At 38.6% G+C, this 6,127-nt stretch carries 4 protein-coding genes; 3 read left to right on the forward strand and 1 reads right to left on the reverse strand.

What is annotated here, in order from left to right:
- Window positions 1–53: 53 nt before the first annotated feature.
- Window positions 54–1,358, forward strand: a complete 1,305-nt coding sequence (locus tag DO88_RS03240; protein WP_002958629.1) for a DEAD/DEAH box helicase — start codon at window positions 54–56, stop codon at window positions 1,356–1,358.
- Between the two features lie 116 nt (window positions 1,359–1,474).
- Here the strand turns inward: DO88_RS03240 and DO88_RS03235 are convergent, their stop codons facing one another.
- Window positions 1,475–3,082, reverse strand: coding sequence for an NAD(P)/FAD-dependent oxidoreductase (locus DO88_RS03235; RefSeq protein ID WP_033040634.1), 1,608 nt, complete (start codon window positions 3,080–3,082; stop codon window positions 1,475–1,477).
- A 195-nt stretch (window positions 3,083–3,277) separates the two neighbouring features.
- Between DO88_RS03235 and fdxA the strand changes: the two genes are divergently transcribed.
- Window positions 3,278–3,601 carry a ferredoxin FdxA gene (gene fdxA, locus DO88_RS03230; RefSeq protein WP_007376373.1) on the forward strand — a complete coding sequence of 108 codons (324 nt, stop codon included), beginning with the start codon at window positions 3,278–3,280 and terminating at the stop codon, window positions 3,599–3,601.
- Window positions 3,602–3,748: 147 nt separating this feature from the next.
- Window positions 3,749–5,992, forward strand: a complete 2,244-nt coding sequence (locus tag DO88_RS03225) for a carbohydrate binding family 9 domain-containing protein (protein WP_033040635.1) — start codon at window positions 3,749–3,751, stop codon at window positions 5,990–5,992.
- Window positions 5,993–6,127: the final 135 nt, after the last annotated feature.

Here is a 6,127-nt window from a genome sequence, read left to right on the forward strand (position 1 = left end):
GTTTTTGCTGTATAATTTGCGACCCTTGATAATGTGGCCGTAGGTTATACAGCATGAATTTTAAATCTTTTAGTTTCGCTCCTGAAATCATCCAGGCGTTGGACGAACTTAACTATCACACTCTTACGCCCATTCAGCGCGCAGCAATCCCTGCTGTTCGTAAAGGTAAAGACGTTTTAGCCAGTGCACAAACTGGTACCGGCAAAACTGCCGCGTTTGCTTTACCTATCATCCAAAAATTGGTTGAGTCTGAACTCAGCACAACGAATGCACCTCATGCATTAGTACTTGCGCCAACGCGTGAACTTGCAGAACAAATTGCAAATAACTTCAGAGATTTTGCAAAGCATACATCGCTTAAAGTCGTTAGTTTATTTGGTGGTGTTAGTACCGCCGGCCAAGCAAACGCTTTAAAAGAAGGTGTAGATATTGTTGTTGCTACACCAGGTCGTTTATTTGATCATATTCGTTTAGGTAACTTAAGCCTTGCAAGTGTTAAGCACCTTGTTCTTGATGAAGCTGACCGTATGCTTGATATGGGCTTTATTGAAGATATGCAAAACGTTATTAAAAGCTGTGCAGAAGAGCGCCAGATTTTACTGTTCTCAGCTACATTCCCTGCAGCAATTAAACAGTTTGCATCTAAGGTATTAAAACAAGCTGAAATAGTACGTGTTGATCAAACTAACAGTACAGCAAGCACTGTTGAGCATGTTGTTTACCCTGTTGAAGAACGTCGTAAGCAAGAGCTACTTTCTGAATTGATTGGTAAGAAAAACTGGCAACAAGTGCTTGTATTTGTAAACATGAAAGAAACGGCTGACGAGCTTGTAAAAGAGCTTAACCTTGATGGTATTCCGGCGGGCGTTTGCCACGGTGACAAATCTCAAGGTAACCGTCGTCGTGCACTTCGTGAATTTAAAGAAGGTAAAGTGCGCGTATTAGTGGCTACAGAAGTGGCTGCTCGCGGTATAGATATTGATGGTTTACCTCGTGTAATTAATATTGATTTACCATGGCTTGCAGAAGATTACGTTCACCGTATTGGCCGTACAGGTCGAGCTGGTCGCCAAGGTCAAGCAATCTCATTTGTTAGCCGTGAAGAAGAAAACACTTTGTTTGAAATTGAAACGCTAATCGGCCAAAAAATCAAACGTGTATATTTAGAAGGTTACGAAGTAAGTAATCGTGAAGTACTAATTGATAAAATTGGTAAAAAACCAGCGCATTTACGCCGTACACGTTCTAACAAGTTATCAGGACAGGCAACCGGTGAAGCGAGAGCTGTTAATCGCTCACGTATTTCAAGCGTTCGTAAAAGCTTAAAAGGCGAAAAACTGTCACTTAAAAAGTCATAGTTAACGCCCTTAAGTTTAAAAAGCCTGAGTTTACTCAGGCTTTTTTGTGCCTAAATTTTAGTGTTAATACTTATAGTGTTCTAAATAGGAAATTTTTAACAACGTTAGCGTCAGGTTTAATCGTTTTCTAGCATAGACAGTGCGACCGCTTCAGCTGCTTTAATTCCATCAATACCCGCTGATAAAATACCGCCAGCGTAACCTGCACCTTCACCTGCAGGGTAAAGCCCTTTAGTGTTGATACTTTGGAATGTTTTATCGCGCTTAATACTAATAGGCGACGAAGTACGTGTTTCAACACCGGTTAATAAGCCGTCGTTAGTTGAAAAACCACGAATTTGTTTATTAAACGCAGGTATCGCTTCGCGAAGAGCATCAATTGCAAATTGTGGTAACACTTTACTCAAATCAGTTAACTTAATACCAGGTGTGTAAGAGGGTTGTACTTCACCTAAGTCTGCAGATGATTTACCTTTTAAGAAATCTCCAATTAACTGTGCTGGTGCATCGTAGTTGCTACCACCAAGCTCATACGCTTGCTCTTCAAGTTTGCGTTGTAAGTCTATTCCAGCAAGTGGATTACCAGGGAAGTCTTGCTCTGGTGATATACCTACCACAATAGCGCTGTTAGCGTTGCGCTCACTTCGTGAATATTGGCTCATACCATTGGTAACAACGCGACCTTCTTCAGAGGTTGCAGCGACTACTGTGCCACCTGGGCACATACAAAAGCTGTAAACGGTGCGGCCATTGTCACAGTGATGAACAAGTTTATAATCGGCAGAGCCCAAAATTGGGTTTCCCGCATTTGTGCCAAAACGACATTCATCGATCATTGATTGTTTATGTTCGATTCTAAAACCGACTGAAAATGGCTTTGCTTCAACATAAATGCCTTTTTTGTGGATCATATCAAACGTGTCGCGTGCGCTGTGGCCAACGGCTAATACAACATGTCGAGTGTTTAGTTGCTCGCCATTTGAAAGCGTTAAACCTGTTACTTGCCCGTCGTCTAAATGAATATCGTCAACACGTGTGCTAAAGCGAATTTCGCCGCCAAGCTCTATTATACGAGCGCGCATTTTTTCAATCATGGTGACAAGTTTAAACGTACCAATGTGTGGCTTACTTACGTATAAAATTTCATCGGGTGCGCCTGCTTCTACAAATTCAGTAATGACTTTTCGGCCATAATGCTTTGGATCTTTTACTTGGCTGTATAACTTACCGTCTGAGAATGTACCTGCGCCACCTTCACCAAATTGTACATTTGATTCTGTATTAAGTGTGCGTTTACGCCAAAAGCCAAACGTGTCTTTTGTACGTTCACGTACTTCTTTACCGCGCTCTAAAATAATGGGTTTAAAGCCCATTTGGGCAAGTAATAAACCTGCAAATAAACCACAAGGGCCAAAACCAATCACGACAGGACGCTCTGTTATATTTTCGCTGGCTTGTGCTACAAATTTATAACTTGTGTCTGGCGCTATTTTTACATGTTGGTCTTTTTCGAATTCGGTGAGTAGATCGGCTTCGTTATCAACTTCTATATCGAGTGTATAAATAAGTAAAATAGCTGATTTTTTACGTGCATCATAACCACGTTTAAACACATTAAAACTGTGCAATTGTTCAGGTTGGATTTTAAGTTTATTTACAATTGCTTGACCAATTGCATCTTCGTCATGATCAAGTGGCAGCTTTATTTCGGTTAAACGTATCATTTATATCTCTTTTAGGTGTCATAGCGGGGTTTTATCTACCGCTCACAATAAGGGGATGCAGGGCACAAAGAGTGTGCAAACATAAGGCGCGTATTTTACGTTAAAATAGCCTGATATGGCACTTATTTATTGTATTTTTGGGATGGATGGGTATGATCCACAGCTGTTGTTTAAAATAGTAGGTGTTAAAGTATTATGGCGTTTGTCGTTACTGAAAATTGTATAAAGTGTAAGTACACCGATTGCGTATCAGTGTGCCCAGCAGATGCATTTTTTGAAGGCCCTAATTTTTTAGCTATTAGCCCAATTGATTGTATTGATTGTGGCTTATGTGTACCTGAGTGTTCAGCTGATGCTATATATCAAGAAGATGAATTACCAGAATCTCAAAAAGAGTTTACTGAGTTAAATGCAGAACTTGCGCTTGTATGGCCACGTATTACACAAGTAAAACCTGCACCAGAAGATGCTGACGTATGGAATGGTATAGACAACAAACTTAAGTTACTCGAAACTTAATTATCATTTGAAAATTAGTCCTTTATTATTAATTCGTTAATATTTAGCATAATAATCTTTGCAAGGTATTAACAAATGTACTCGCTTAAATTACAATTCCTCTTATAAATTACTCACAACGAGTAAAGTAAGTCTAAATGGATGTTTATGCAGCTCTTTATAACCATAATAAAAAAAATTATTTTTATACTTTCAAGTTTTTCTTTATTACTATCCAGCCTAGATGTAGCCGCTGAAAAACAGCAAGTATCCTTATCCCGCATTGATTTAAATATCACCGTTGATGGTGTTATGGATGAAGCGCATTGGAAAGATGCGACACGTGTTTCCTTACTCTACCAAGACGAGCCTAATGAAAAAGGCACTCCTCCTGTAAAAACTGATGCCTTTATCTATGAAGATGGCACAAACTTATATGTTGCCTATGTTGCACAAGACCCAGACCCTACGCAAATTCGTGCATCACTTCGTGATCGTGATACGCTCTGGGAAGACGACGTAGTTATTCTTGTTATTGATACATTTAATGATGAACGCAGTGGCTATGAATTCCATGTGAACCCGCTGGGCGCGCAAGGCGATATACGAATGACCGATACCGATGGTTGGAGCTCTGATACTTCATGGAATGCTATTTGGGATAGCGCAGGACAAATTAACGAGAAAGGTTATGTTGTTGAAATGCGTATTCCTTTTAAAGCACTGCGTTTTCCTGAAAATAAAAATGAGCTAACGTGGGGTTTTTCTGTAATGAGAAACTATCAACGAGATGTATTATATCAGCTATCAAACATGGGCTTTGACAGAAATGTGAAATGCAGTCTTTGTCAGTTTGATAAGTTAGTTGGCTTTAGTGACATTGAATCAAGTAAAAATATTCAATTAACACCCACGTTGACGGCACTTCGTAACGATAACAAACCTGAATTACCGGGTGATTGGAATAATGGCGATATAGACACCGAGATGGGTTTAGATTTACGCTGGGGTTTAACAAAAGACGCTGTTTTAAACGCAACAATTAACCCTGATTTCTCGCAAGTAGAAACAGACTCTTTAGAACTTGATGTAAATACAACCTTCTCTATTTATTACGCTGAAAAGCGTCCTTTCTTTTTAGATGGTGCTTCTTACTTTAAAAGCAGCTTATTTGAACTTTTATACACGCGTACAATTGCAGAGCCTAATTTAGGCGCAAAATTAACGGGTAAAACAGGCAATCATAGTTATGCTTTAATGCTGGCTGACGACGACAACAGTAATATTTTACTGCCAACGAATCAGGGCTCTGGCTTTGCAAGCTTAAACGAAAAAACGAATGCGGTGGCTGGGCGTTATCAATATGATATTGGTCAGCAAGGTACTATTGGACTTTCAAGCACACATAGAGAAAGTGATAGCTACCATAATACAGTATTGTCAGTTGATGGTAGTTATTGGTTTAATCAATCGGATACTCTTTTGTATCAAGTATCGACGGCTGATACTCGCAACTCGGCGTTTTTAATTGAAAACTATAACTTATCTGAAACTCAGTCAGATGAAGCTTATGCCTTAGAACTTACCCGCGATAAACGTGATTACAAATTGTTCGCCTCTTATGAAAATATTGGGCAGGATTACCGCACTGATTTAGGTTATCAAGCTAAAGTCGATTATGAAAAAGTAGGCTTTGGTGGCGGACAAACATGGTACAGAGATGAGTCAGATTTACTTACCTCATGGTCATATGAAGCTGACTGGGATAAAACGTGGGCGCAAAATGGCGACTTACTTGAAGAAGAATACGAAGGTTTTTTAAGCTTCAAAGGTCAAAAACAATCCATTTTTGAAATTGGTTTAGTGCACCGTTATGAAAATTATAACGATAATTTTTATAATCAAAATATTGGATATATTTACACTGGGTTCAAACCTACTAAAGATTTAAAGCTTTCGTTATATCTTGAATACGCTAGCCGAATTGATTATGCGAATGAGCAGATTGGCGATGTGTTTGATACCCAAACTCAAGTAATATGGGATATTAACGACCACTGGCAGCTTGATGTGAAACATAATTACAGCCAATTAGACAACCCACAAGGGGATCGTGTATTTACAGCGAACTTGGTTGATTTTAGGCTTCATTATAAATTCAGTATGCGTTCAATACTTAAGTTAATTTTACAATTTGAAGATATAGATCGTAACGAAAAAGCTTACTTTTATCAGGTTAGTCAAACTAATAAGGATTATGGTAGTCAGCTTGTTTACTCATATAAAATTAACGCACAAACATTATTTTATTTAGGGTATTCAGATAGAGGATACCAAGACGATTCACTTAAAAATATTGAACGAGATCAGCGTACGTTTTTTACAAAAGTTAGCTATGCATGGCAACTTTAAAGTAGCTAAAACGAGGTGATTAATGCTTATTAGTCACCTCGAAAGACTGTTACAATTTTATTTAATTACAATAATCATATGTATAGTTTCGCGTTTAATAGTAAATTTCTTTTACTAGGGCCTGTTGACCTTTCA

Origin of the sequence: Pseudoalteromonas sp. S3431 (assembly GCF_000690035.1) — a bacterium.
GTDB lineage: Bacteria > Pseudomonadota > Gammaproteobacteria > Enterobacterales > Alteromonadaceae > Pseudoalteromonas > Pseudoalteromonas fuliginea.